The 23,839-nt window shown below is 60.8% G+C and carries 26 protein-coding genes, 1 other RNA gene and 1 pseudogene; 9 read left to right on the top strand and 19 right to left on the bottom strand.

The features are described from left to right. Positions 1 to 736: 736 nt before the first annotated feature. The gene (locus ABH924_RS00545; protein WP_404496097.1) at positions 737 to 3,127 is read right to left on the bottom strand and encodes a polysaccharide deacetylase family protein; all 2,391 of its coding nucleotides are present in this window, start codon (positions 3,125 to 3,127) and stop codon (positions 737 to 739) included. 495 nt (positions 3,128 to 3,622) lie between these two features. On the opposite strand from ABH924_RS00545, the gene ABH924_RS00550 reads away from it, so the two are divergent. From ABH924_RS00550 to ABH924_RS00560, 3 genes are read left to right on the top strand one after another with little or no spacing between them, the layout of a single operon-like run. Continuing rightward, complete coding sequence (locus tag ABH924_RS00550; protein ID WP_404496547.1) at positions 3,623 to 4,675, top strand: permease; 1,053 nt, start codon at positions 3,623 to 3,625, stop codon at positions 4,673 to 4,675. A gap of 7 nt (positions 4,676 to 4,682) precedes the next feature. Further along, positions 4,683 to 5,438, top strand: a complete 756-nt coding sequence (locus ABH924_RS00555; protein WP_234747983.1) for a TIGR03943 family putative permease subunit — start codon at positions 4,683 to 4,685, stop codon at positions 5,436 to 5,438. Then, positions 5,428 to 6,681, top strand: a complete 1,254-nt coding sequence (locus ABH924_RS00560; RefSeq protein ID WP_404496099.1) for a hypothetical protein — start codon at positions 5,428 to 5,430, stop codon at positions 6,679 to 6,681. Before ABH924_RS00555 ends, ABH924_RS00560 begins: the two co-directional genes overlap by 11 nt. 133 nt (positions 6,682 to 6,814) lie before the next feature. Here the strand turns inward: ABH924_RS00560 and ssrA are convergent. The 13 genes and pseudogenes from ssrA to ABH924_RS00625 all read right to left on the bottom strand — a co-directional run. After that, positions 6,815 to 7,183, bottom strand: a transfer-messenger RNA (tmRNA) gene (gene ssrA, locus ABH924_RS00565). Positions 7,184 to 7,336: 153 nt separating this feature from the next. After that, a complete protein-coding gene (smpB, locus tag ABH924_RS00570; RefSeq protein ID WP_028264808.1) occupies positions 7,337 to 7,807 on the bottom strand; it encodes an SsrA-binding protein SmpB in 471 nt (156 codons plus the stop codon). 64 nt (positions 7,808 to 7,871) lie between these two features. After that, on the bottom strand, positions 7,872 to 9,263 hold the full coding sequence (locus ABH924_RS00575) for a M23 family metallopeptidase (protein WP_234748073.1): 1,392 nt from the start codon (positions 9,261 to 9,263) through the stop codon (positions 7,872 to 7,874). Positions 9,264 to 9,301: 38 nt separating this feature from the next. After that, positions 9,302 to 10,216 carry a permease-like cell division protein FtsX gene (ftsX, locus tag ABH924_RS00580; RefSeq protein ID WP_234748074.1) on the bottom strand — a complete coding sequence of 305 codons (915 nt, stop codon included), beginning with the start codon at positions 10,214 to 10,216 and terminating at the stop codon, positions 9,302 to 9,304. Then, entirely contained in the window at positions 10,213 to 10,977 is a 765-nt protein-coding gene (ftsE, locus tag ABH924_RS00585) for a cell division ATP-binding protein FtsE (RefSeq protein WP_059387583.1), read from the bottom strand. Before ftsE ends, ftsX begins: the two co-directional genes overlap by 4 nt. Positions 10,978 to 11,148: 171 nt before the next feature. Beyond that, on the bottom strand, positions 11,149 to 12,264 hold the full coding sequence (gene prfB / locus ABH924_RS00590) for a peptide chain release factor 2 (RefSeq protein WP_404496102.1): 1,116 nt from the start codon (positions 12,262 to 12,264) through the stop codon (positions 11,149 to 11,151). Between the two features lie 68 nt (positions 12,265 to 12,332). Next, positions 12,333 to 12,785, bottom strand: a complete 453-nt coding sequence (locus ABH924_RS00595; protein ID WP_404496104.1) for a pilus assembly protein TadG-related protein — start codon at positions 12,783 to 12,785, stop codon at positions 12,333 to 12,335. Positions 12,786 to 12,808: 23 nt separating this feature from the next. After that, entirely contained in the window at positions 12,809 to 13,201 is a 393-nt protein-coding gene (locus ABH924_RS00600) for a hypothetical protein (protein ID WP_404496106.1), read from the bottom strand. Between the two features lie 106 nt (positions 13,202 to 13,307). Continuing rightward, the gene (locus ABH924_RS00605; RefSeq protein ID WP_404496108.1) at positions 13,308 to 13,730 is read right to left on the bottom strand and encodes a TadE family protein; all 423 of its coding nucleotides are present in this window, start codon (positions 13,728 to 13,730) and stop codon (positions 13,308 to 13,310) included. Between the two features lie 4 nt (positions 13,731 to 13,734). Then, positions 13,735 to 13,998, bottom strand: coding sequence for a hypothetical protein (locus ABH924_RS00610; protein ID WP_404496110.1), 264 nt, complete (start codon positions 13,996 to 13,998; stop codon positions 13,735 to 13,737). A 123-nt stretch (positions 13,999 to 14,121) separates the two neighbouring features. Continuing rightward, complete coding sequence (locus tag ABH924_RS00615) at positions 14,122 to 15,060, bottom strand: type II secretion system F family protein (RefSeq protein ID WP_404496112.1); 939 nt, start codon at positions 15,058 to 15,060, stop codon at positions 14,122 to 14,124. Next, positions 15,057 to 15,911: a type II secretion system F family protein gene (locus tag ABH924_RS00620; RefSeq protein ID WP_404496114.1), complete on the bottom strand. Its 855-nt coding sequence runs from the start codon at positions 15,909 to 15,911 to the stop codon at positions 15,057 to 15,059. The genes ABH924_RS00615 and ABH924_RS00620 overlap by 4 nt, the downstream gene beginning before the upstream one ends. Beyond that, a pseudogene (locus ABH924_RS00625) lies at positions 15,911 to 16,228 on the bottom strand (CpaF family protein); the annotation flags it as partial. The pseudogene ABH924_RS00625 and the gene ABH924_RS00620, both read right to left, overlap by 1 nt. Here ABH924_RS00625 and ABH924_RS00630 point away from each other — a divergent pair. The 5 genes from ABH924_RS00630 (at position 16,213) to ABH924_RS00650 (ending at position 18,759) form a co-directional block, all read left to right on the top strand. Next, positions 16,213 to 16,407 carry a hypothetical protein gene (locus tag ABH924_RS00630; protein WP_404496116.1) on the top strand — a complete coding sequence of 65 codons (195 nt, stop codon included), beginning with the start codon at positions 16,213 to 16,215 and terminating at the stop codon, positions 16,405 to 16,407. The pseudogene ABH924_RS00625 and the gene ABH924_RS00630 sit on opposite strands and share 16 nt — an antisense overlap. A gap of 82 nt (positions 16,408 to 16,489) precedes the next feature. Further along, positions 16,490 to 16,879 (top strand): hypothetical protein, encoded by a 390-nt coding sequence (locus ABH924_RS00635; protein ID WP_404496118.1) that lies wholly within the window; start codon positions 16,490 to 16,492, stop codon positions 16,877 to 16,879. Continuing rightward, entirely contained in the window at positions 16,876 to 17,040 is a 165-nt protein-coding gene (locus ABH924_RS00640) for a hypothetical protein (protein WP_404496120.1), read from the top strand. The genes ABH924_RS00635 and ABH924_RS00640 overlap by 4 nt, the downstream gene beginning before the upstream one ends. Before the next feature lie 315 nt (positions 17,041 to 17,355). Further along, the gene (locus tag ABH924_RS00645) at positions 17,356 to 17,601 is read left to right on the top strand and encodes a hypothetical protein (RefSeq protein WP_404496122.1); all 246 of its coding nucleotides are present in this window, start codon (positions 17,356 to 17,358) and stop codon (positions 17,599 to 17,601) included. 285 nt (positions 17,602 to 17,886) lie between these two features. Further along, on the top strand, positions 17,887 to 18,759 hold the full coding sequence (locus ABH924_RS00650) for a hypothetical protein (protein WP_404496124.1): 873 nt from the start codon (positions 17,887 to 17,889) through the stop codon (positions 18,757 to 18,759). A gap of 547 nt (positions 18,760 to 19,306) precedes the next feature. Here the strand turns inward: ABH924_RS00650 and ABH924_RS00655 are convergent. The 5 genes from ABH924_RS00655 to ABH924_RS00675 form a co-directional block, all read right to left on the bottom strand. Then, complete coding sequence (locus tag ABH924_RS00655; RefSeq protein WP_404496126.1) at positions 19,307 to 19,732, bottom strand: SHOCT domain-containing protein; 426 nt, start codon at positions 19,730 to 19,732, stop codon at positions 19,307 to 19,309. Between the two features lie 416 nt (positions 19,733 to 20,148). Continuing rightward, positions 20,149 to 20,457 carry a hypothetical protein gene (locus ABH924_RS00660; RefSeq protein WP_404496128.1) on the bottom strand — a complete coding sequence of 103 codons (309 nt, stop codon included), beginning with the start codon at positions 20,455 to 20,457 and terminating at the stop codon, positions 20,149 to 20,151. Between the two features lie 452 nt (positions 20,458 to 20,909). After that, complete coding sequence (locus ABH924_RS00665; protein WP_404496129.1) at positions 20,910 to 22,412, bottom strand: GDSL-type esterase/lipase family protein; 1,503 nt, start codon at positions 22,410 to 22,412, stop codon at positions 20,910 to 20,912. Further along, complete coding sequence (locus tag ABH924_RS00670; protein ID WP_404496131.1) at positions 22,409 to 22,636, bottom strand: hypothetical protein; 228 nt, start codon at positions 22,634 to 22,636, stop codon at positions 22,409 to 22,411. Before ABH924_RS00670 ends, ABH924_RS00665 begins: the two co-directional genes overlap by 4 nt. A 41-nt stretch (positions 22,637 to 22,677) precedes the next feature. Beyond that, complete coding sequence (locus ABH924_RS00675) at positions 22,678 to 22,893, bottom strand: helix-turn-helix transcriptional regulator (RefSeq protein WP_404496133.1); 216 nt, start codon at positions 22,891 to 22,893, stop codon at positions 22,678 to 22,680. Between the two features lie 107 nt (positions 22,894 to 23,000). Between ABH924_RS00675 and ABH924_RS00680 the strand changes: the two genes are divergently transcribed. Further along, entirely contained in the window at positions 23,001 to 23,609 is a 609-nt protein-coding gene (locus ABH924_RS00680) for a helix-turn-helix domain-containing protein (protein WP_404496135.1), read from the top strand. Positions 23,610 to 23,839 lie beyond the last annotated feature (230 nt).

The raw sequence follows: 23,839 nt of genomic DNA on the forward strand, positions 1-23,839 counted from the left end.
CATCGAGCGGCTGAACCGCGAAGGTGAATTCCGCCGTCGTGACCTTTCTTTGAACTGGTTAACAACAACACTCGACGGACCGGAACAGCGGTCGCGTAGGAATCCCCGAAAACAAGTAGGGACTACTCAAGACAGCAATTCCCCGCAGTCCTAGGGTGTCGGACAGCGTCCATGCGACAACAGATGGGCGGATTGCAACGACTGGGCCCGGACTGGCGAGGGGCCGCAGCCAAAAAAGCAAGGGGGCTTGCTGAATGGACTACCCGCTTTTCAAGAACCGGGGTCGGTGCATCGCCTACGCAAACCATCAGGAGAAAGACTGGCTCCTTACCGGGCCCGCCCTCCCAGCCTAGGCAGACGGGGCGAGGGCCTTTCGCAGCACAATGCCGGACCCAGCCGACGGGCTGAGATTGGGGAGAACGTGGACGGGCAACAATGGATATGGGTCGTGATGGTCCTTGTCGGAGCCGCATTGGTAGCCGTTGTGATGGTCTTCGGACACCAGCGGCGGAGGCTGGTTGATCCCAAACGCGCCGCAAAACATCGCGACGGGGAACCCGGAAGTCCCGCGGACAACGTCGACAGCTCGGATGACGAGCCTGCAGCCCGGAGTCCGAACCACTAAGACCTCGGGAATGGAATAGCGAATCTCCGGCCCGGGACCACCAGCCCAGGCAAACAAACACAAGGAAGAAAAAACACCCCGGCCCGAAGACCGGGGTGTTTTCACGCCTGGTTAGAGGAAATAACCCGAGACATCCGCAATGAGCTGCGCGGTGCCGCCGGAACGGTTGTATAGCTTGACCTTTCCATCTGGTCCAATTGGGATAGTGACGCTATTAGGGACAATCTGTCCGGTGGCGTAGTTCAGGTTCGAGGCATTCGGGAGTGGTGCTCCGGACGGATAGGCTGTGACAAAACCGAAGGACGTCGAATTGGCGACCGTGAGGTTGAAAATCGTCGCAGCGGCGGTAGCTGGGACTCCGCCGACACCACCTACCTGGAACGAGATTGTTCCGTCCCCTGGCACCGCCGTGGTGTTCCTTGTATCAAGGAACCTCGTTGGGGCGATCGGCTCGAACGTACCCGGGAGCGTCGCAACGCCTGTCAGATAGTATCCCGAGACGTCCACGATCAATTGCGCAGTGCCGGTGGACTGGTTGTACAGCGTGACCTTGCCGTCTGACCCAACCGGAACCGTCACCCTGTTCGGGACGATTTGCCCGGTGGCGTAGTTCAGGTTGGATGCGTTTGGCCTCAGGGTTCCGGAAGCGTAGGCGGCGACAAACCCGAATGAAGTCGAGTTAGCGACCGTCAGGTTGAAGGTCACCGCCGACACGTTTGCCGGTATTCCGCTGACGCCGCCAACCTGGACCGAAATGGTCCCGTTGGGAGCCACGGGCGTGGGGGTGTTCCTTGTATCGAGGAACCTGGTTGGGGCGATCGGCTGGAAGGCCCCCGCGGCGGCCGCTGTTCCTGCGACGTAGTACCCGGAAACGTCGGCGATCAGTTGTGCCGTGCCGGTGGACTGGTTGTACAGCGTGACCTTGCCGTCTGCGCCGACTGGAACCGTGACGCTGTTCGGGACAATTTGTCCCGTGTCATAGTTCAGGTTGGATGCGTTAGGTCTCGCGGTGCCGGAGGCGTAGGCCGTGACGAACCCGAATGAAGTTGAGTTCGCGACCGTCAGGTTGAACGTCACCGCTGAGACGCTTGCCGGTATTCCGTTCACTCCACCGACCTGGAATGAGACGGTCCCGTTGGGAGCCACCGGCCCGCTGCTCGTCCTCGTGTCGAGCAAGCGCATCGGCGTCAAGGGCTGGAACGCGCCGGGCGGTAGCACCGCTTCCGTCAGGCTGTAGTCGTCCGTAACCAGCGTTCCCAAGCTGGTAAGGGTCAGGGCCATGGTCATGGCGGTGGCACCGGCAGGCGCGGGTGGAGAGGTATAGGTGACTTGGGTGTAGGCCGCGGAAGGAGGATAGAGCGGACTCGACGTCCAATACTGCCAGTTGCCCTGACCCAGCCTGTAGTAGAGCTCGAATTGGGTATTCGCCGTCGAGTTGTACCAGGCGGACATCGTGTATCTCTTGCCCGGCGTCACCGTCGGAGAGCATTGGCCTGTATCAAGCGGTGGCAGTATTTTGGCGTCACCGTCCAGGTAGGTGGTCATCACCAGTTGTTCGGCGGCAGTCCCGGTGTGGGCCCCGGTCACCGTGCTGTAGGTGTAGGTGTTGTTGCCGTAGCCCCCCGGAACCCAACACGAAGGCGCCCCTCCGGCGACAGGGCCGGCGGTCTCAAAACCGGGATTACGGAGAAGGTTTCCGGAGGTGATGGGCGCAGGTGGCGGCGGGCCGGCCGGATTGGTCTTGACAGTGCCGCCGATCACCTGGTCGACGGTTTTGACAATGATCCGTCCCGCGGCCTGCTCGGCCACCAGGAAGTCAATGAGGGCATTGAAGTTTGCAGTACTCACGTTGAGCGGGTTGTTCGCGACGTTGATGTGGTGGAAAGTGTATTGCATCCAGCCGCCGCCGGGCTCGGCTTTGAGGGTCAGGTCCTTCAGGTTCTGCAGTGTCCACGTGGTGTCGATTTGGTCCGGCGCCTTCGTAAGATATGGGTCAGCGGGCGGCATGGTTTCGGAGAGGGGCATGCCGGCTGAAGCGGGAATCTGGCTGGCAATGTCACCCAATCCACGGGCGCTGTTGTAGCCGCAACTTTGAACAATGGTCTCGATGGCGGGGGTTGACGAGGCGTAGGGGTACGCAAAGTTCGTTACGCGCAACCCCATGTTTGTCAGGTTTGTGCGGTCATCGCAAACCTGCCGGGTAACCTCGCCTGTGTCAGCCTGGGCGAGGTCGGGGTGGGTAACGGTGTGCCCCCCAATCTCGTTTCCCGCTGACTGAAGTGCGAGCGCCTGAGCAGTTGTCATGTGCAGAGAGTCAGAGTTGAGAAAGCCTGACGGAGTGAAGAATGTTCCGTGCAGGCCTTTGGAGTTCATGTAAGCCGCGGCCGCCATCTGATCGAGGTGGGCGTCATCGAACGTAAGGGTCACGGTGACGAGGCTGGCCGCCCGGGCTGCCGGTGCCAAGAGGATCGCGTTGAAGAATGCCGCCAGAACAAGTACCACGGTGCCGATAGCCGTAGCGGCGGTCCAGTGAGACTTCAGGATTTTCCACTTCCGGCCCCGTTCGGGCAGCGAGGGAACCGTCCACCGGTCTGCCCCCGCAGAAGTTTGTTGGGATTGCGCGCCACCCTGCCTGGATCGTTTCATAAGACCGAACTCGTTTCACAAATGCGGTTCGTCCCCCATGTCCTGCCTGGATATGGCCCGAACGAAACCGGAACGGGCATTCTCTGACGGCCACCCACACCCGCAGGTGGTCGACCCTCCCCAAAATACTGTCGTTCCCACACAGCGGCTTGAGTGTCGGCTACCTGTCTTTCGCACCCGCCACTCGGTTTCTTCCCGGTGTCCCGCGCATCGGGTAGCGGAGCGACGCCAGGCGTGAAAACCGGTAGGGCTGACAGGCTAGTCGCGAACGTGACCGGCGTGTACAGTCGGTTTTCGCAGCCCCTTCCGGTGTCCCCGACCGGGTCCGAGGAGTAAGGAGTGACTGTGACGTTGCCTGCAGTCGACAAACGCGAACAGCCGGAACGCGAGCACGGAAGCCCGTCCCGTGCTTTCACGTCGAAGTCTGCCGCCGGTCTCATCGTCGGCCTCGCCCTCATTGCACTGTTCGCGGTCGTGCGGGTGCTGGCACCATCGACGCCGGAGGTCTTTGGGCTTCCCAACGCCGCCCGCGACTTTGCCACGCTGTCGATCAGTGTCGTCGTCGAGTCCCTGCCGTTCGTTTTCCTCGGGATTGTCCTCTCGATCGCCGTCCAGGTCTGGCTGCCGGAGGGCATGCTGCTCCGCCGCCTTCCCCGGAGCCCCGTTCTGCGGAGGCTGGTCCTCTCGCTCTTGGGAATGCTGCTGCCGGTTTGCGAGTGCGGCAATGTTCCGCTGGCCCGCGGTCTGGTGGTCAAGGGCCTCACGGTTGCGGAATCGATGACTTTCCTGTTTGCGGCACCGATCCTGAACCCCGTAACCATCGTCACCACCGCGCAGGCGTTTGGCTGGGACAACGGCATCCTGGTCTCCCGTGTCCTGGGCGGTTTTTTCATCGCCAACCTTGTCGGTTGGATCTACAGCCGGCATCCGCGGCCCGGGGAGCTGCTGACCGCCCGGTTCCAGGAGACATGTTCGCTGGCAGACCACCACGACGGCGGTGCCGGCAGGGTGCGGCGCAGCGTGCAGATGTTCTCCCAGGAGACGCGCGCAATGATGCCTGCCCTGTTTGTTGGTGCAGGTATGGCAGGGCTGATCCAGGTTGCCGTTTCCCGCGAAGTGCTGGTCGCCCTGGGCAGCAATCCCGTCTGGTCTGTCCTGGCGTTGATGTTGCTGGCCTTCGTCGTTGCGATCTGCTCAAACGTGGATGCCTTCTTTATCCTGTCGTTCGGGGCAACCTTCATGCCCGGAGGCATCGTGGCTTTCCTCGTCTTCGGGCCCATGATCGACGTGAAAATGCTCGCCCTGATGCGCACCACGTTTACCGCGAAAACCCTCCTTCAGCTCAGCCTGCTGGTGGCGCTTTGCGCGGCGGTCCTCGGATTGGCGGTCAACTATGGTCATTAGGCGGCTCGTGAGCCGGTGGCAGGGCGTGGTCCTCAGCCTGATCGGCCTCACAGCGACGATCTGGCTGGGCCTGTCAGGGCAGCTTGCCTTGTATATCCATCCACGGTATTTCGTGTTCACGGTCATCATGGCGGTGATCGCAGGAGTGCTCGCCCTGGCGGCCTTCGCCTTTGCTCCAACTGCCCAAGACGGGCACGAGCACGGCGACGAGCACGAGCATGGCGATGAGCCCGGTTCGCGATGGGGCTGGCTGTGGCCTGTCGGGAGCGTGCTGACCATCATCGCCGCCGTCGTCGCCTTGCTGATCCTGCCGCCGTCGACCCTTACCACTGCCACTGTTGCACAGCGGGACCTCAACGGCTCAGCATCCGCCCTCACCCTGAAAGCACCCGCACTGCCCGGCAAGGGAGACTATTCCGCGTTCACGGTGAGGGACTGGGCATCGTTGCTTCGGTCCGGCGCAGGGCAGGACTTTTTTGCCGACAAGACTGCCACCGTGACCGGGTTCGTCAGTGCGGACAAGACAGATCCAAACGTTTTTTTCGTGACCCGTTTTGTGGTGACCTGCTGTGCTGTTGATGCCCAGCCGATTGGCGTTCCCGTTTATCACCCCGGGTGGCAAAACGAATACAAAACCGATAGCTGGGTCACGGTCACCAGCAGCTTCCGCGCCAACCCCAACGCGGCCAGTCGCGAGGCAATCGTTCTGATTCCGGACTCCATCAAGCCCACCACACAGCCGGCACAGCCCTATGTCTACTAAGGGCCGTCCCGTCTCAGCCAAACGGGCTGCAGCGATTGCTGCCGCAGCAGAACTGCTGGCTGGACGCCGTTTTGCCCGGCGCCTCTACGGCACCATCGCGATTCTTGCCGTGCTCGCGGGCGGGTTGACGGTAGCGAACCTTTCGAAGCTGCCGCACGCAAATTCCACCTCGGCCCTCGCCCGCTCCGCCACTCCTGCCGCCTTTGCGCTGTACACCCTGCAGAGGGACACCGGCAAAGACAACTCAGGGCTGAAGAAGCCGGACACCATCCTCGGCACAAGCCTCTCCGGCAGCGATCAGGGCACTGTCATTGTCAGCGCCCCCCGCATCCAGGAGTATGCCGCCCTGCCCTCCGCCCTCGCCGTCGTCACCCTCAACGAGGACAACACCAGCTCCCTTGAGATGGTCCCCCTCACCGGCGGCCCGCCAACGCTTGTTCCATTGCCAAGCCTGGGGACGGTGGCCAACGTTCATGCGGCAGGGGCCGAACACCTCATAGGCTTCACTTTCACCGCTTCTTCGGCCACTGGCCAGTACTGGAAAACACTCTTCGTCTACGACGTCGACAAACCGTCCTCGGCTCCGTGGGCCGTCCAGGGCATCCACGGTCCGGTCACAGCGACGGACTGGCGCTTTGTACCCGGCGCGGCCACCTTGGTGGCACAGGCAGACGACCAGTCCATGTTCCTCATTGACCCGCTGGACTCCGGCAAGGTCTCGCCTTTGGGCACGCATGCCGGAATCCTCGGATTCCCCAGCACGAACGAACTTGCCGTGAGCGACCCGGGGTTGAAGGTGGGCATAGACCCGCCACGGTATTCGACCCTCAATCTCTCCAACGGTGCACTCACGCCGACGACCCTCGCGGGAGGTGTCCCCCCGGAGAACAACCAAAGCGCCACTACCACCGTGGGCCAGCCCTCGGTCCTCGGCGGTTCCGGCCAGTACGCGCAGGTGGTGAGAAAGTTCGACGCCGGGAAGGAGACCTCTTTGGTCAATCTCACCGACAAGAACGGCTCGCGCGTGCTTTACCGGCCTGACGCTGCCTGGTCGCGCATCCTGGATACCTGTGTCTCTCCGGCCAGCGACTACCTCGCCGTCGAAACAGCGGCACCGCAATATGCCGGCGACCAATACCCCGTCCTCCCCGAACCGACCCCCATGCGGACCGACCTCGTGGACTTGAAATCGGGCACCGTCCTGAAAAGCGTTCCCGGTTTCCTCCCCAGCTGGTGCGGTTGAGCGAACCCGTGCAACAGCTGGCTCCGGAGGTCTGGTACTCCCTACCCGGATAAAGAAAAACACCCCGGTCCGAAGACCGGGGTGTAACCGATAAGTCGACTCATCCATGAAGGATGTCTCGACTCATCACAAAAAGTGGAGATGGGGGGAATTGAACCCCCGTCCGATGTCGTGTTGTCAGGGCTTCTCCGGGCGCAGTTCGCGTCGGATTTTCTCGGCCCCAGCTATCCTGCGAACAAGTAGCTGATCCGGGCCCAGTCATCTAAGAGTCCCGTTTGCCTCGATGACGAAGGCAAGCAGCAGTGGCTATCTAAATGACGCCAGGATCCGGGGCAATAGCAACCTCGGGCTGACGGACTGTCTTACTGCTTAGGCAGCAAGAGCGAAGTCAGTGCGCTTAGAATTGGCACTTATTGGTTTGCAGACAGCGTTTACGAGATAATTCTGCATCCTCGGCCCGCTTCACCTGTCGCGACTAACATCGTCGAAACCGATCATCCCCGTATTTTGTTATCAATCCCCGCGGCACAACGATCGCTCGAAAGCGATCACCCAAAAAAACCTGCCGGGTTAATCATCATAACGCATCGCGGCACCCGAACATTCCGGGACACGCTTTGGCTGGCGACCCACTTGGCGGCCCCTTCCGCGGAAGTCAGCGGCGGTTGCGCTCACGCAGTTCACGCAGCGATTCACGCTTGTCCTGTTGCTCGCGCAAGGTCTGCCGCTTGTCGTAATCCTTCTTGCCTCGAGCCAAAGCAATCTCGACCTTGGCGCGTCCGTCCAGGAAGTACAGCTGCAGCGGGACTACGGTCAGCCCGGTCTCGCGTATCTTACCGGAGATTTTGTTGAGTTCCTCGCGGTGAAGCAAGAGCTTCCGACGGCGGCGCGCAGCGTGGTTGGTCCAGCTCCCCTGGTTGTATTCAGGGATGTGGATCCCCTCCATCCACAACTCGTCATTGTAGAAAGTACAGAAACCATCGACCATCGATGCATGGCCTTCACGCAGGGACTTTACTTCGGTTCCCATGAGCGCAATGCCAGCCTCATAGGTATCCAATATGTGGTAGTCGTGCCGAGCCTTGCGATTGGTGGCCACTACCTTACGGCCACTTTCCTTGGGCACGGTAGAACTCCTTGGTTGTCGAAGAATCACACTAGTCTACGCCAGCAGAACCCTGTCGTGTGGGCTACAAAAGGTTCATCGGGTCAACAGCCTGCCCATTCACCCAGGTTTCAAAATGCACGTGGCAACCCGTGGAGTTACCCGTGGTACCTGAATATGCAATGAGCTGACCTTGACTCACCTGCTGTCCGGAAGAAACCACCACGCTGGTGTTGTGGTAGTAAACCGTGGTCAGGGAATCACCGTTGATGACTCCGTGCGATATCTTGACACGGTTGCCACCGCCATCGTTGCCCCAGCCCGCTGAAAATACCGTGCCGGCAGCGGCTGCGTATACGGGCGTTCCACAGGGGGCACCGAAGTCGATGCCCGTGTGCATGTAGCCGCCCTGGCCGTAGAAATCGATGGTTCCAGGCGGCGTCGCACGCCAACCGAAGCCCGACGTGATCGGAATGTTCGCAGGTACCGGGTGGATCAGGCCGAAGTTGGAGCGCGGGTTGCTCGCTGGTGGGACAAAAGGTTGCGGGGCTGCCTGGTTTTGCGCCTGGGCGGCTGCCGCAGCGGCTGCGGCGAGTCGTTGCTGTTCGGCCAACCATGCTTCGCGCAGTTTGCGGTCGCGCTCCGAGATTTCCGCAGCGACCGCGTCCTGATTCGCCTTCACTTGTTGGAGCTGGGCTTGGATCCCGGGCTTGGCTGCTTGAAGCTGGCTGTTGAGACGGGTGGTGTCGGAGATGAGCTTGTCGACCTCAGCCTTCTTGGCAGCGGCATCATCGCGGGCTGCCTTCTCACGCTCAAGTGCCGCGTCCGCTTTCGCCTTGAGATCGCGGATTTCCTGTTCGACGGCGGTGAGCCGGGCTTGGGAGTTCACGTTCGTGGCGCTCTGCTGCGTCAACTTCGTCATCGTGGCGTTCTGGCTGCGCATCGCCTGGTTGGCGAGGTCCATGGTTTCCGTGAGGTTGCCGCCGTCGTTCGCCCCGAACAGCAAAGCAACGTTCGTGGGAACGCCACCGGATTTATATGCCTGCGCCGCGATCTGGCCGATGAGCTTCTTGGTGTCGGTGATCTTTTGCTTGTCGTTTTCCAGCTGCTGGGTAATCTGGGCTTTACTCTGCTGCGCGAGGTCCACGCGGGCCGCCAGGGCATCAGCTTCCTTCACCGCTGTGGCAACCTTGCCCTGGGCTTCGAGTAGTGCCTGTTGCGCTCCGGGAAGCTGTCCCTGGTAGACCACCAGGTCGCCGGCCGCCTTGGCGATGTTGGCGTCAACGAATTCCAACGACTGCTGCACGCGCGCCGATTCGGCGTTGAGGGCGGCCTGCTGGTCATCGAGGTTGTCAGCGTGTGCCACGGGCGCGGTGCCAAGGCTCGCCGCGAGTGCAATGGCCAGCACGGAGCCGGCAAACTTCGCACGGCCACTAACTTTGCGCAGCTGCAGCGCAGCCTGGTACTTCCGTGTCATCGGCTGTCCTGTTCGCCCGGGATCAGTGCTCTTCATGGCTAGACCTTGAGATATCGACGGAGGGTCAGGAGTGAAGATATCCCGGCCAGGCCGCCGCCCAACGCTATCAGGACCGGAGCAATCACGAGTACCTGGGCCGAGGAAATAAACGGAGTGTTCAGGAACTGCTTCGACAAGTCACCATTAAGCCAGAACTGGGCCACCAACCAGAGCGTGCCGGACGCCAGTACAGCACCCACCACGGCGGCGATGACGCCTTCGAGGATGAACGGCAGTTGGATGACGGTCTTCGACGCTCCAACGAGACGCATGATGCCTGTCTCCCGCCGCCTGCTGAACGCGGACAACCTGATGGTTGTGGTGATGAGCAGGACTGCACAGAAGATCATGACTCCCGCGACCACCATTGCCGCCACAGAGGCGCCGTTCATCCACTCAAAGATCCGTTCAAGGACCTGACGTTGATCGCTTACGGTCTCCACCCCGGCCTGGGACGAGAATGTCTCGCTGATGATCTGGTACTTCTGGGGGTCCTTCATATTGATTCGGAAAGACGAAGGAAGCTGGTCCTGGGTTACCGAATCAACGATCGGAGAGTTGGAGAACTGTTCCTTGAAGTGCTTGAACGCATCGGCCTGTGATTCGAATTGGTAATCGGTGATGTACTGCTTGACTGCCGGCGAATCGAGCATTTTGGCCAGGTTGGCCTGCTGCTCTTTGGTGACCGCGCCCGAAGCACATCCCGTCGACGTCGAGGAATCGTTGCAGAGGAAGATGGCGACCTGGACTTTGTCGTACCAGTAACCCTTCATCTGGTTGATCTGCATCTGCAGCATGCCGGCGGCGCCAACAAAGGTGAGGGAGACAAAGGTCACCAGGACGACGGAAATCACCATGGACAAGTTCCGGCGCAGGCCGCTGCCGATCTCGCCCAGGATAAAAGCGAGCCTCACTGCTGGACCCCCTGTGCGCGGTCGATTTCCGCATCGCTCGCGTCCTTCATCCGCCGGGACTCCCCCACCACCGGAATCATCGAGGTGTAGAGGGCCCTTGCCTCATCACGGACCACGACTCCGTTCCGGAGCTCCACCACGCGTTTGCGCATCTCGTTCACAATGTCGTCGTCGTGCGTTGCCATGACCACAGTGGTGCCGTTCTGGTTGATCTTGTCGAGCACGCCCATGATGCCCATCGAGGTGATGGGGTCCAGGTTTCCGGTGGGTTCGTCCGCCAGCAGGATGCCGGGGCGGTTGACGACGGCGCGGGCGATGGCCACGCGCTGTTGCTCGCCACCGGACAGCTCGTGGGGCATGCGGCGTTCCTTGCCTTCAAGCCCAACAGTCTTCAGTACTTCCGGAACTGTCTCGCGGATGATGCTGCGGCTCTTGCCGATCACCTGCATGGCGAAGGCCACGTTGGCGAAGACATTCTTCTGCGGCAACAAGCGGAAGTCCTGGAAAACGACGCCGATTCCGCGGCGCAGCTTGGGGACCCGCCAGCTTGAAATGTTGGCTACGTTCTGGCCTGCGACGTAGACCGAACCGGATGTTGCCCGGTCTTCCTTCAGAATGAGCCGAAGAAACGTCGACTTGCCGGAGCCCGAGGCCCCGACGAGGAAGGTGAATTCTCCACGGTCAATCTCAAGGTTGACAGCATCCAGCGCCGGACGGGCATTGGGGTCGTAGACCTTGGTGACATTCTCAAATCGGATCATGACTCTTCAGAACCCCGCCGGACATGCCACGTTCGACCAGTCCAACCGCCAGCGCACGGGCTTTCATTGGGGGAAGTTGAGCGCCGGCTCTTCGACTATACGCACGCTCCGCGATGGAATCGCGGGCTTGGAGCGGTGTGTCGCCCAATCAGGCAATCAACGCGGTCGCCGTTATCCTTCGGCGTTACGGTTGCCCGTGCGCCAGCGAATGCCGGCGTCGATGAAGTCGTCGATGTCGCCGTCGAACACCGCCGACGTGTTGCCCACTTCGTGTTCGGTCCGCAAGTCCTTGACCATCTGGTACGGATTGAGCACATACGAACGCATCTGGTCCCCCCATGATGCCTTCACGTCACCTACGAATGCCTTCTTCTCAGCATCTTCCTGCTCCTTTTTCAGGAGGAGGAGCCTGGATTGGAGCACGCGCATTGCGGCTGCACGGTTCTGCAGCTGGGACTTCTCGTTCTGCATGGAGACGACAATCCCTGAGGGGATATGGGTCAACCGTACTGCGGAGTCCGTCGTGTTGACGGACTGCCCTCCAGGACCGGAAGAGCGGAAGACATCGACGCGGATCTCATTGTCCGGAATGTCGATCGAGTCGGTCTGCTCGATGAGCGGGATGACTTCGACCGCGGCAAAGGATGTTTGCCGGCGGCCCTGGTTGTCGAAGGGGCTGATGCGGACAAGTCGGTGCGTCCCGGCTTCGACACTGAGGGTACCGAACGCGTACGGCGCTTTGACCTCGAAAGTGGCTGATTTGAGGCCGGCCTCTTCGGCGTACGAGGTGTCCATCACGGTAGTCGGGTAGCCGTGGCGTTCCGCCCAGCGAAGGTACATGCGCATGAGCATTTCGGCGAAGTCCGCCGCATCAACACCGCCGGCGCCCGCACGAATCGTGACGACCGCTTCGCGTTCGTCGTATTCGCCCGAGAGCAGGGTTACCACTTCAAGTTCCTTGAGGGCCTTGCGAATTGAGTCGAGTTCCGTGGCGGCTTCGACCATGGAGGCGTCGTCGTCCTCGTCCTGGCCGAGCTCGACAAGAACCTCAAGGTCGTCGATGCGGCCCGTCAACCTGTTCAACCGTTCAAGTTCCGACTGCCGGTGGGACAACTTGGACGTGATCACCTGTGCGGCAGCTGGATCGTCCCAGAGGTTCGGTTCGCCGGCCCGCTCGCTCAGTTCTGCGATCTCTTCTTTGAGCTTCTCGACATCGGAAACCTGTTCGATGGAGCGGTAGGTGGAGCGAAGCGCGCGGATTTCTGCGGGAAAGTCAATCTGAGCCATGGTTGTTCCAGAGTACGCCATCCATTGGCGGCCTTGGCACGGGGCGCTGGACGTATGACGCTTGGAACTCAGCGGGTCAGCCGGGAACGCGCAGTGGAACGGGCTTCGATCGGAACACCTTCGGGGAGCAGAAAGCTGACCACGGGCGGATGGGCAACCGCGCTGAGCACCACTTCGGCCGTGGTGCTGTCCGGACTTCCAGTACCCCGTGCGACGGCAAGTTGATCGAACCGTGAATGGGCGCCGCTTTGGCTGAGGTATGACTCGGTAACGCTCCGTACCCGCTCGCTGTTGAGGACGGCCGATGGCGTTTCAGCGCCGTTGTCTACTTGGCCGAGGGCATAGCTGTCCGCGGCTGCCACCGAAGCTCCGTCCGCCACGGAGAGGAGCTTCTTATGTTCGATGTAGATGGCGGAGGCCGCAGCAACGACCGTTGCCAGCAACAACGCGATCACGACATAACCGATGGTCAAGACCATCAAATGGCCGTCTTCCCCCTCCGATTTACGGGACTGCAGCATGTCCCTCTTCGCGGGAAAGTCCTTCACCGGAACCGCCCGACGATTTGAGTGGCCGACGCACTTAGATTCGCGGCGTCCAGATTCAGGGTGTCTCCAAAGGGCAGCATGGGCAACGGCACCGTGAGCTTGACCGTCACTGTGACCGCAGCGCCGGCCGACAGGCAATCGCCGCGGTCGCACGCGACGTCGACAAAGGCCCGCTCCGCGGAATGGCCATAGTCGGCAAGGGTCAGAAGGGCAGCCTGTTCAGCGGCGACACGCCCCTGGGAGGTGTCCTGCTGCATGACATAGACCTTGGCAGCTTGGTCCGCTGCCCCCACGACGGCGAAGGAACCGCCCTGGATCTGTCCAATAGTGACGATGAAATAGACCACGGGAACCATGAGCAGGAGGGACAGAAGGATGAACTCGACCACTGCGCTTCCCCGCTCAGAGACACACCGCGGGCCGGCGGAATTCCGACCCTCGGCGGGTGGCAGGCAGACCGCCTCCCGGAAGCGGGCAAGCGCGGCACGGCCAAGATCAGCCGGGAGTCGCAGCATGCCCCCTCACCTCCAGCGCCGCTCCGGGTCCTATCAGCCCGATGACGGGCAACGGTGCCCGGACTGTCACTTCCAAGGTGCGGATTCCCTGGAAACTAGCCTCCGACGTCGACACGTCCCGGGCAAAGTCCGCGTTCAGCGCCGTTCCGATCAGCTCTGCGGTGCGCTCACGTGCATCGGCCGGTGTCCGGTCGGCAAGAGTGCCGTAACGGGCTCCCGACGAGGCCGCATCAATGAGGGTATTGCGCACATGCAGCACCAGGGTGAGTTGAATGATGGCGAGGAAGAACACCGTCAACAGACCGCCGACCAGCACAAAATCCACGACGGCGGAGCCCTGTTCATCGCCGCGGCTGGCACTGACGCTCCTGCCATCTTCCGCGCCCCGGCTGCGGAACGGCATGGACTTACTTTCCGACCTTGCTCATGGCCTGGTTGAAGAGTCCCTCAAGAGCCGGGCCGGCCAGCGCCAGCAGGCCCGCGACGAGGAAGGCGGACATCAGCGTGATCATGACCCACCCGGGTACATCGCCGCGTTCGGGATGATCGTCGTCGGGGACCAAACTTTCGTTCGGGGCGGTTCCCAGCGATGATCTGGACGGAGGGAGTGTCCACAGCTGCCACAGCAAAAGTCCTGAAGCGGGCAGGCTTCGGCGTCCGGGCTTCTTCATTTTTCCCCATTTCATTTTTCCCCATTTCGTTGTGCCGGAATCCGTTGTGATCCGTGCAGTTTTTTGTTTTGGCAGGGCGGATGCCCATGCGATGGATGTGGAAAGGCTTGTCGGAGACCGCCATCAGAAGCCAAGTTCCAGCGCGGCCAAGCCCGGATAGACGGCGAAGATTACGGTGAGGGGCAGGACGCCGAAAACCAGCGGAACCATCATGGCGATTTCCTTGCGGCCCGCCGCTTCCATCAGCTCCCGTTTGGCTGAATCGCGCACATCCCCAGCTTGGGCCCGTAAAACATCGGCCAAAGGAGTACCGCGTTCGACGGCGACGACAATTCCATCCCCGAAGCGAACAAGCGGGCCGAGCTCGGTTCGTCCCGAAAACTCGTGCAGGGCTTCAACCAGGGGCGTCCCGGCCCGGGTGGCGGCCAATACCAACGCAAATTCCTTCGCCAATTCGCCGCGGGCTGTGCGGCACACCCGATCGAGGGCACCGCTGGCGCTCTCCCCCGCACCCACCGCAAGGGCCATCAACTCGGCAAGGCTGGGGAATTCCGCCAGCATCCGCCTTTGCCTTCGTTTGATCCGCACCCCCAGCATGTAGTCGCGGAAAAGAAACCCTCCCAGTGCACAAACCAGGACCGAGGCAACCGCAGGCCCCGGACTGAACCGTCCCCCGGTCGCGCTCACGACCACGACGACAACCGCCGTGGCAAAGCCCGCCGCCGCCCATAGCAACTGTTCCGCGCGGAAGTCCAGCGCGGACTTTCCAGAACCGGCCTTTGCCAGCCTCTTGTTGAGGGAGGTGGTACCGAGGTTGAATTTCGCCAGATAGCGGAGCGCGTCCCGTAACACCGGCCGCAGAATGCGCTCCAAGGGGCCGAACGGTGCGATGTCCGGGGTTGTGGACAGCAGGCGCGATTCGAGGTTCTGGGACCTGAGTTGCGGCTCGATGCGCTCCACGAACGGGGTGGCCCGCATAAATGGCATGCGAATAAAGATGAGCCACAATCCGGCTCCCAAAAGAAGCCCGCAGAACACGGCCAGTGCAGTCAACGCCGTCATCGAAGCACTCTTTCATCTTCAGGAAGGGCGGCGATGCGCAGCATGACCCAGTAACAGAAGCCCGAGACCAACAATCCGCCTCCAAGAACGCTGACTCCGGCCGCCGAGTTGTACGCGGCAACAGCCTCCGGCCTGCTGGCCAGCAGCATCAGGACGATCCATGGGGCGGCAACGGCCAGGCGCGCCCCATTGATGGTCCATGATTGCCGTGCCTCGAGTTCGCTGCGGGTCCTCGCACTCTCACGAAGGAACTCGGCGAGAGTTCCCAGAAGCCGACCGAGATCGGATCCGCCCACGTCGCGGGTCAGCCTGAGCGCCTCAATGATCCGGTCGGCAACGGGGTCGGCCAAGCGCTCCTTTAGCTTGCTCAACGCCGAATCGAAATGGCCGCCGGAACGGTAATCCGCACCAAACTCCCGGAAGAGTGCCCGCAGCTCTTCGGGGCCCTTGTCCCCGAGCTGGATAAGCGCCTCGGGCAACGAAAGTCCCGCGCGGATTGCCGAGCGCAAATGGTCGACCACATCGGGCCAGAGCTCCCGGAGCATGGCGGTCCGCTTCCGCGCCCGCCAGCTGACAACGGCCAACGGAAGCCAGGCACCGAACAGGCCGAAGCACGCCGCGATCGAAAAGGACGCTGTCATGATGTAGATCACCAGTGTGGCGAAAAGGCCCAATCCGAGGCACGATGCGATGAATCCCCCGCCGCTCACCTTTTCGATCCCGGCCGTGAGCAACAAAGACTCAAGGCGTTTCGGTTTGGGCTCCTTGACAGCAAGCGGTTGTGGTTCCCAGGCCGACCACCAGATGAGAAAAACACCCAACCCGCAGAGAACGCCCAGCAGCGGCGCCATCAGAAGTGCTCCAGGAGCGCGGCGACGTCAAAACCCGCCCGGGCGAATTTCTCGGCGGCCGGCATGGAATTCGAAGTGGGTTGGAGTTTACCGTCCTGCATCGCGAATACCTTGGACGACTCAATGATGCCGTTCTCCACGCGTCGCCCCAGCGAAAGGATCTCCGTGACTTGCCGGCGTCCATCCGCGTGGCGGCTGCAATGGACCACGAGGTCGATGCAGGATGCCACGGTAGGAACGACGAACGCGCTGACGCTTAGTCTCAAGGCACAGCATAAGTCGCTGAGATTAGAGGCCAAACATGAGCAGCACGGAGGACTTCAAGGCCATGTTCACCGGCCGGCGCGTCCAGTTCGTCGGCACGTTCGGCAATGCTGACGGGCCGACCGGGAAAGTCTGGCGAGTCACCGCACGCGGCGTCTGGGTCACCTTTGCGGACGGACACCGGGAGCTATTCCACCCGGAAGACCTGCAAATTGTCGTAGCCGGAGATTAGCGTCCACAGCACCGAGCATCAAAGGTCTCCCGCTCGGTTGCACCACCACAAACCAAACCACTATTCCTCAGGGGGAAACATCATGAGCATCGCAACCGACACAATCACAGCTACCAGGCCGTCACTCGATGACTGGGGAGTTCGGCATGGGTCAGCGGCACAGCTTGCCGCTGACATCCGGGAGCGCACCGGCTCGACTGATGAGCTGCCTAGAGAGAATCCCCACTGGCTTGGATCGGATGACACTTTCGGTGAATCCACCGCGCTCGTTACCGACGTGATCCGCGAAGGCCAGCACATCGGTTTTGCCGTGCAGATCCCGTATGAGGGCCTCGAGTGGATCGGGCTTGAATATGACGGCCCGGCAGACGACGGCGTGTTCGAGATGGTCGGATCTCGAGCGCAGATCGAAGCCGCGGCGGCGTACCTCGCGAATGCTGCTGCGGCCCTCCAAGCATTTCTGAGGGCGTGACCAGCATGGCCGTCGCGCGCCAAACGGAGATGACCTCTGCTGAGGTATTCCGCCACGCGGTTTACGAGATCATCGACACAGATCTGACGGCCCACGAAACCCGCACCGCCGTCATGTCGCTCATCCCGAAGGAATACCACGTAACCCACCACAGCCGGTAGGAGTCGGTCTAGACTCGGCCCCGGTTCGCCCGCCCTCGGGATTGAACCGAGCCGTAATTCAAACCTTGCCGATTGGATGTCATCAAACTGTTACGCCCAGGCATTCGGCATTTCTTCAAGAAATTATTTCGCACTTGAAGCACCACGTTAGCCGCGATTTTCAGGGAGAAAAGCCCCCAATGTCGTGTTTCAGATAGTGATAAGTGGTGCCCGTACTGCGGTTTTTGTGAGCGCTAGTTATTATGCTGGTCTTTTGTCCTTCTAGAGCGGGTATCTTCGTCCTTAGACACCAACAGAACCATCGAAAGAGCACTAATGACTTCCCCTGCTGACGAGACCGGTCCCCGCACCTACAAGGTCGAAGAGCTCGCCAAAATCCTGCAACTCCGGCCCGCAACCGTCCGAGCCAACGCCCGATCAGGTGCATGGCCCTACCTCAAATTCGGGGAACGCACCATGCGATTCACCGAGGCGCATCTGGCGACGATCCTCACCGCGGCCGAGGCAACACCGCCCCTTCCACGGACCACGCGCCGAAGGACGCGACGGCCTTCGTTGTAAACCCGATTGCTTGACAAGCGCGGCGAGCTGACCCGGATTCCCGCAAGCCTGCCTTAGCATCGGCACGGGAGTTCACTTCACAATTTGGGGGTACAGGAGATGAGTAATTCAGACAAGCCGAATCGGTCTCGGAATTCGCACACGATGGGGTCGGGACAAGTCATCGGCGTAGGTTGGTTGGTTCTATCCTTGGTGTTGACTGGATGCGGCGGACAATCTGGAGCGGCCGCCGATTCACCAACAGCTTCGATATCTCCCACACCGGCGCCAATCACCTTGCCCGACTTGTCCGGGAAAACATTTCAACAGGCTTACCAGTTCATCCAGCCAAATGGACTCCGCTACGACGCCCTGGGCGATGACGGAAAGGCCTTCGCCAACCCTCCCTCGACTGCGATTATCGACAGCACGGAGCCCAAAGGCGGCGTGGAAGTCGGACCAGGGGCGCTGATTACTTTGCACCTGCAAGGCACCGATGCCAGTCTGAAGGCCGCTGCAGCCGCCTCGGCACGAGCCGTGCGATATGACTTCAACTGTACAAAGGCCGGGATCGTCGGTGTCTCGTCGACGACTGCCAAGCAACACTTCCACACCGTCAAAGCCGTATGGGCAGACCCGGACTTCAAGGCGTTCGAAAGCTGTGATGGACAAATCGGTGGCAAATGGTGGCATGACAAATACACCCTGGAGCCGGACGAACAAGCAGTAGTCAACCAGATCGGGGCCGACGGTGGAGACATCAGTGCCCCATCGTATGCCTTCAGTGGCGTCCTGGAGGCATGCATGCTCCCACCTAAGGCCGACTGGGGCAGGACGGGCGTAGACATCTATCGGCAAGAGATCCGGGCTATTGCCAAATCGGCTGCGGCCATGTGCCCGGATGCGCCATTCGCGGCCCAACTGCAGCACGTCGGAAGTGGGGATCCCGACACCCAAATGCGCGATGGCACCTACGTAGTAGGCAAGGACATCGCCGCGGGAACGTACCAAGTCCAGTCGAACAGCGTCCACAACTGCTATTGGGAACGAACAAGTGCTCAAGGCGGAACGATTGCCAATGACTTGATTACGTTTGCACCCCAAGGTCCAGTCGTGACCGTGTACGCCGGCGAGGGATTCGTAAGCCAGAGCTGCGGAACCTGGAAAAAGATCGACTAACTGCGTCTCGCCCGGGGCCAGAGAGATGAGACCGCCGCTTTCTATGGAAGGCCGTGGCATTGAATAGGACGGAAAGTAACAACATGAGTGGAATCCCCGCCCCCTGGCAAGAACTAATGGACAGAGCAGGCGTTACGTCGCTGCGGAGCCTCAGCGCAGCGTGCGGAGGCCAGCCCTCGCCAAAGGCCGCTGGTGACATCATCCTTCGAGGTGCCCGTGGATCTGATGGATCGATGGCGAACCTTGCCGACGCTCTGGGGGTCGCCATCTCGGACCTGTACGAAATACAAACAGGGCACCGGAGAGAACCGCTCCGCATGCCTTCAGGGACAGAGAAGCTGTCCCCCAGGGCTAAGGAAGCAGTGTTGGAAATGATTCGGGTTATGGTGGAAATTGCGGAGCAACTGGACCGAGTCCGTGCCTAACGCACCCGCGGGTCGATGGTCCGGCGTCGCACCCTGGACGCTTCCACCCAGACCTCTTTGCGGCCCTCGTAGTAATCCATCGGCCAGGGCGCCGGCGCATCCCGTCTGGCAGTGCGGAAGAGTTAACTCAGAAGCTTGGCCTTTTGGTTCGAAAACTCCTCATCAGTTAGCACTCCAGAGTCCCGAAGAGTTGCGAGCTTCGTCAGTTCGTCAGCGATAAGCCGCCCGTCCAGGCTTGGGACCGGCGAGGCGTCCGCAGCTTCATGGGAGCGCTGATTGTCGTGGAAACTTGGATGTGCGCGGAACCATTCCTCAATCTTTTCAGAGGTTCCATGATTCACGCTGACGGACGCAAGCTCAGTCCCGTTACCGAGAATCTTGATGGTACGCTCAAGCGCCTTATTCCCTCGCGTTACAGAGAATCCTGTAACATCGGAAATTCGGACGCGGAAAGCCTGCGTGAATTCGATGGGCTTTTTATAGGATGCAGTTCCGTCACCATTATCGATCATTGTGCCGTCCCCAAAACCCAACTTGGTCGTAATCATAGCGAGTGAAGGGTAGCTTCACATCGGAGATGGCTGTCCCAATGCTCCTGCCGACTACAGCCTGAAGCAGACTCTAGGGCGTTGCCGGGCAGTTGCGCTAGGGCTGGTCCCTCTTGAGGCCCTGGGCAATCCCTGCCAGTGACGCGCCGCCTTGATGCTGTCCCTTATCTGTGATTCTCAATATGCTGGCACCAGCCGGTCAAGTTGATCGACCGATGGGGAATATTGCATATGAAGTCTTTCCTAGAAATCAGTGCTGGGCCTCCGAAGCAAACGTGTTGTTCAAGGGGTTCCGGGGCGAGAGCCCGCGGCGCCGCCCTCACACTTGCCTTGATGGTCTTTGTTGTATCCGATATCGGTGCGGCGGCTCAGGCTGCACCCACGTGCCGTGAAGCGTCGGGTGATCCGCAGCAGTGTCAAACCGCGAATTCCCCCAAGCCTGCCGCAGACAACGCACAGCCGAACCGTCCTGCACCGTCTACTCCACCCGTTATCGTCCCCACCGTTGTTCCAACCAACCCTGGCCCTGTACCACCGGCCCAGAGCCCTTCCCTCCAGCCCATCAGGGTTCCGGTCCCGGCGCGGCGCATTGCGCCTGTCCCCGAGCCGTTGCCGGCCCGTCCCGCACCAGTGACAGCCCCGCCCACTGCCGAGGACCCGCCATCGCCGGCCGATGCGACAACCGTGCCGCAACCGGAGCCATCGGCAACGACGACAGGGCCCACCGATCACACCTCCGGGCCTTCACCGTCGTCGGTGTCCGGAACGGTACCGCCAACGACTCTTTCCCCTGTTCGGAGCACGCAGGTCGAAAATCCCAGGACGGACCAGACACTACTGTGGTGGGTAATTGGCGGCTCCGGCGGCGGGCTTCTCGCTCTCTTGGCGATGACGTGGTTCCGGCGCGCAAGATGAACGGCGCAACGAAACACTTAAGTTCGGAGGCCTCGGGCGTTGATGTAGACGTCCGGGACGGTCTTGGACTTCAGGAGTGTCCGCGAGTTCTCCCTGGCCGGTGGTGTTGCGTTCTGACGAACTGGCATCACGCGCAGACGCACGCCTGCGACGTAGTGGCTATGCGCCCGCCAGTTCGCGGGCCTGCGCGCTTTGCCAAGGCCACAGGCCCAGGCCTCCGGCCCCGCGGGGGCATTTGTGGTCGGCACAACCAAATCCAGGTTTACGAAGTGAGTAGGGCCGCTGCCTGGCTAGCCCATAGCGCCATGCCTGCTGGGGTCTGGTGTACTCCGTCCCCGTTGTAAAGGCCGTTGGGGTTTCCACCTGCATAGGCGCCGATCCTGTCGTTGACATCGAGGACAGGACAGTTAGAGGCTTCCGCGGAGTCGAACATCGAGTCCGCATAGCCCTTCCACGCGGTCGTGGAGACCGTGCCGGTGTTGCACGCCGGCGGGATAACGAGAATTACGGTTGAGCCGAGCGTCTGGTATTGGCTGATGAGGCTATTGATGTTCGCCCGGTAGGTGGCCAGTGCGACACTGGCTGCTGCGTCATTTTGGAGCAGACACAAGAACACGATGTCAGGGGCGAGGATACCCGGTACGAGATTTTTGGGGTTGTAGGCGGCATTGTTGAGCCAGTTCGAGGTCTGGGAGCCTGCTATCCCTGCATTAGTGACTTCGACGCCGTTCCCTCCATACGTGCGGACGCCGCAAAAGTACGTAGCTGTCGCCGTAGTGGTGGTGACCGCAACCATGTGCGTGGTGTTGGCGAGCCCGGAGAAGGTACGAACTGTGGGACCAGCCGCGCCCGCAGGTGGCGTGAAGGCCACCGCAGCACCGCCGTCAATGCTGATCGTCACCGCACCTGAGCCGGTGAGGAACCACACGTCAACGCTGGTCCCTGCCGGGTCCCCTGCTAGCGGCGTATAGGTGGCCACGGCGCCGGAGACCGACGCCTGTACGAAAAGGTCCTGCGCCGAGAATTGGGTGAAGTTAGTAAAGGCCCATCTTGCGTCCGGGCTGATCGCGTCATTCTGGGCAGTGAACACCATCCCGGACCCGGCCAGCGGGTAGCCGCGGTTCGAGAGAATCTTCCGAAGCGTAACTGGGTACGACTGGGATGCCGGGAGCCCCTTGTACCCTTCCGTCAAGGAGTCGCCAGGGCCGCACAGGACGGAGCACGTGCCGGTTCCCGACAAAGCCGCGCCGAGTTTCGCCCGCGCTTTGAGCATGTTCTGAGCAGTCGCGTTGTAGGCGGATGCTTTAGGGTCAAATGGATTCTTGCGGGTGACGGCCGTTGAGATGGAGGCCGACAATTTGGAGTAATTCCCATCCAATGCCCCTCGAGTAGTGGAAGCAGTGGCGTTGACTTTCTGGCCCACAAGCGTGTCAATGGCGCCCGGAGTGGATCCCGCGCCGCTCACAAACCCGGCCACTGCAGAATCTTGAGTCGGCGGTTGGATTGCGATGATGGTCCACGCGTACGTCTTTGTGGAGTCTGCAATGGTGACTGTCGCCTGCGTGGCCTGCATGAACTGCGGGAACACGCCCTGCGTACCACTGTTCAGGATGTTGCCGGGAAGAGGCGTCCCAAAGGTGTCAGTGATCGCAAGAGGCGTGGTGAATGCGGTGTCCGCGGTGGCGTACACCTGGAACGACGCGTTCTTTACCGGCTTGTTGGATGCCGGGTCATAGGCGACGGCCGCCGTGAAGATATAGCTCATCGTTCACCCTCAAATACGAATCCGGCTGCCTCAGCGACGGCTTTCATCCGTCCGGCGTAACTGAATAGCCTCTTGATTTCGTCCGGGGTTGGCATGATCTGGCCGTCCTCGACGGCGACCGTGATCCACTCCAGTTCGGGCATGATTTCCCACAGGCGAACCAAATATGGGCTTACTGGGGTGGGAACCAGCGTCGGGCCTGGATCTTCGTTGCTGAATGGCATGGGGGTCTTTCTGCAGATTCTTGAATTCGGTGTATTGGGGCCTAATGAGGCTGCCAGTCTTTGCGGTCATCCGGCCCTTCAAAGGCCTGTTTGATGTAGTTTTGAACGTCCTCTTCCCGGAACATCCTGCGTCCGCCTATCAGGGCCGACTTGGGTGCGGTGCCGGAGTGGATCATCCAACGGAGCTGGGCAGGCGACTTGCGCAGCCGCTCGGCAGCTTCCGCCAGCGTTAGCAACTTGGCAATGTCAGGTGTCATCGCTCCTCATATTCTCACTGGTACTTACATTAATAGTCCTGATATGAATATCATTGTTCATCGTTGGTCGCCTTGTCAAGCTCGGTGGGACTGCGTAATGTATTCGCATGGAGAATATTCGCTCGAGACCGAGTATCAGCGAGCTCGCCGAACAAGCTTTCGGACGCAATGTCCGCAGTAACCGCGTCGCCGCTGGGCTGACACAGGCAGAACTTGCCGAAAGATTGACCAGCTTGGGTCTGCAAATGAGGCAGTCAATGATTGCCAAACTCGAACGGGGGGCCAGGCCAACCTCCGTAGGTGAGATAAGCGTCCTAAGCACGGCTCTCGCGGTTCCTGCGGCGACTCTCCTATCGACTGACGAGATGATTCCAAGCGATGTCACGGTCCTGCTAGAGATGAGGAGGAGCGCGGTGCAAGTCGCCAATGCGCTCGAAGACCTAATAGAGCAGAGCCGACATATCTCTGAGGGGATTGACATCAAACGGGCACTTCTCGTGAGCAGCGTCAGTCTCTACGACAAGACCCTGGCAATTGTTTCTGAGAACCGGGGCGTGGATTGGCTTGCTAGCCAAGGCATGGACAACACTCCCTTGGCCGGCCAGGACCCACGGTTTGTCGCGTTGGGCGCCTACGGAGAGAACCCCGGCCCGGAAGATGAGTATGTGCTGGCTCACTTGAAGACGTCTCCGCGGCCAGTCTCCAAAACAAAATAGCCTTGCCCACGTCGGAAGTGGCGAACCGGACAGCGAAATGGGGGGGTACCTACGGAACGATGGCCAATGACTGCATACCGCCGTCATGTCGCTCATCCCGAAGGAATACCACGTAACCCACCACCAGTAATGCGCGGGTTCATGACCTCAAACCCGCGGGGCTTTGCAGTCGGGCGGGGTGGTCAGGAGCCAACAGGTCACGTTTTGATTTCGAAACGCGCCCGCGCGTT

The organism is Arthrobacter sp. GAS37, from assembly GCF_044908325.1.
Lineage (GTDB): Bacteria > Actinomycetota > Actinomycetes > Actinomycetales > Micrococcaceae > Arthrobacter > Arthrobacter ramosus.

Bases quoted from the DNA above. Each gene is read 5' to 3' on its own strand.
- ABH924_RS00560 (WP_404496099.1), top strand. From the start codon at position 5,428: ATGTCTACTAAGGGCCGTCCCGTCTCAGCCAAACGGGCTGCAGCGATT.
- ABH924_RS00575 (WP_234748073.1), bottom strand. From the start codon at position 9,263: ATGACACGGAAGTACCAGGCTGCGCTGCAGCTGCGCAAAGTTAGTGGC.
- ftsE (WP_059387583.1), bottom strand. From the start codon at position 10,977: ATGATCCGATTTGAGAATGTCACCAAGGTCTACGACCCCAATGCCCGT.
- prfB (WP_404496102.1), bottom strand. From the start codon at position 12,264: ATGGCTCAGATTGACTTTCCCGCAGAAATCCGCGCGCTTCGCTCCACC.
- ABH924_RS00595 (WP_404496104.1), bottom strand. From the start codon at position 12,785: ATGCTGCAGTCCCGTAAATCGGAGGGGGAAGACGGCCATTTGATGGTC.
- ABH924_RS00605 (WP_404496108.1), bottom strand. From the start codon at position 13,730: ATGCCGTTCCGCAGCCGGGGCGCGGAAGATGGCAGGAGCGTCAGTGCC.
- ABH924_RS00610 (WP_404496110.1), bottom strand. From the start codon at position 13,998: ATGAAGAAGCCCGGACGCCGAAGCCTGCCCGCTTCAGGACTTTTGCTG.
- ABH924_RS00615 (WP_404496112.1), bottom strand. From the start codon at position 15,060: ATGACGGCGTTGACTGCACTGGCCGTGTTCTGCGGGCTTCTTTTGGGA.
- ABH924_RS00620 (WP_404496114.1), bottom strand. From the start codon at position 15,911: ATGGCGCCGCTGCTGGGCGTTCTCTGCGGGTTGGGTGTTTTTCTCATC.
- ABH924_RS00630 (WP_404496116.1), top strand. From the start codon at position 16,213: ATGAGCAGCACGGAGGACTTCAAGGCCATGTTCACCGGCCGGCGCGTC.
- ABH924_RS00635 (WP_404496118.1), top strand. From the start codon at position 16,490: ATGAGCATCGCAACCGACACAATCACAGCTACCAGGCCGTCACTCGAT.
- ABH924_RS00645 (WP_404496122.1), top strand. From the start codon at position 17,356: ATGACTTCCCCTGCTGACGAGACCGGTCCCCGCACCTACAAGGTCGAA.
- ABH924_RS00655 (WP_404496126.1), bottom strand. From the start codon at position 19,732: ATGATTACGACCAAGTTGGGTTTTGGGGACGGCACAATGATCGATAAT.
- ABH924_RS00665 (WP_404496129.1), bottom strand. From the start codon at position 22,412: ATGAGCTATATCTTCACGGCGGCCGTCGCCTATGACCCGGCATCCAAC.
- ABH924_RS00670 (WP_404496131.1), bottom strand. From the start codon at position 22,636: ATGCCATTCAGCAACGAAGATCCAGGCCCGACGCTGGTTCCCACCCCA.
- ABH924_RS00675 (WP_404496133.1), bottom strand. From the start codon at position 22,893: ATGACACCTGACATTGCCAAGTTGCTAACGCTGGCGGAAGCTGCCGAG.
- ABH924_RS00680 (WP_404496135.1), top strand. From the start codon at position 23,001: ATGGAGAATATTCGCTCGAGACCGAGTATCAGCGAGCTCGCCGAACAA.